At 72.7% G+C, this 1,060-nt stretch carries 1 protein-coding gene; it reads left to right on the plus strand.

Annotated features, from left to right (window positions below; genetic code table 11):
* On the plus strand, positions 1 to 964 hold a 964-nt coding region (locus G6017_RS12875; RefSeq protein ID WP_182617692.1), incomplete at its 5' end, for a phosphohexomutase domain-containing protein.
* Between the last annotated feature and the right edge of the window lie 96 nt (positions 965 to 1,060).

The raw sequence follows: 1,060 nt of genomic DNA on the forward strand, positions 1-1,060 counted from the left end.
GGACCGCATCGAGGGCGCTCTGACGGAGGGGACGATCACCGGACCCACCGGGGCCTCGGTCGGCCGGATCTCACGCGCGTCGTCGGAGGACGCACTGGACGGGTACGTCCGGCACCTGCTCGACGCCACGCCCGGGCGGCTGGACGGGCTCGTCGTGGTGGTCGACTGCGCCAACGGGGCGGCCAGCGTCGCGGCGCCGCGTGCCTACCGCGACGCGGGGGCGACCGTGATCGAACTCCACGCCGACCCCGACGGGTACAACATCAACGACGGGTGCGGCTCCACACATCTGGATGACGTCCGCGCCGCGGTGCGCGAACACGGTGCGGACCTCGGTCTGGCGCACGACGGCGACGCCGATCGCTGCCTGGCCGTGGACGCCTCCGGCGAGGTCGTCGACGGTGACCAGATCATGGCGATCCTCGCCCTGGCGATGCGGGACTCCGGAGAGCTGGTGGGTGACACCCTCGTGGCGACCATCATGAGCAACCTCGGCCTCAAGGTGGCCATGCAGGCCGCCGGGATCCACGTCACCGAGACCAAGGTGGGGGACCGCTACGTCCTCGAACGGCTCCGCGAGGGCGGGTACAGCCTCGGCGGAGAGCAGTCCGGTCACCTCGTCCTCCCCGCCCACGCGACCACCGGGGACGGGGTCCTCACAGGACTGCGCATCATGGCCCGGATGGCGGAGACCGGCAGCCCCCTGTCCGAGCTCGCCGGCGTGATGACGGTCCTGCCGCAGGTGCTGATCAACGTGCCGGTGGACGACAAGGCCGCGGTCGTGTCGTCCTCGGTGGTGGGCGATGCCGTGGCCGAGGAGGAGGCGCGACTGGGTTCGGGCGGCAGGGTGCTGCTGCGTCCCTCGGGAACCGAGCAGCTGGTCCGCGTCATGGTCGAGGCGGAGGACGCGCACTGCGCCCGCCAGGTGGCCGAGCGACTGGCGGGGCTCGTCACCGCGGTCTGAGCCCCGGTGCGGTGGCCGGGCCCCACTCCGGGTGACGCCCGGCTCAGCTCCCGGTGAAGCTCTTGGCCAGCTTGAGCAGCGGCGGCGCCCCCGCCA

It is taken from the genome of Dietzia sp. B44 (genome assembly GCF_014145245.1).
GTDB classification, from domain to species: Bacteria; Actinomycetota; Actinomycetes; order Mycobacteriales; family Mycobacteriaceae; genus Dietzia; species Dietzia natronolimnaea.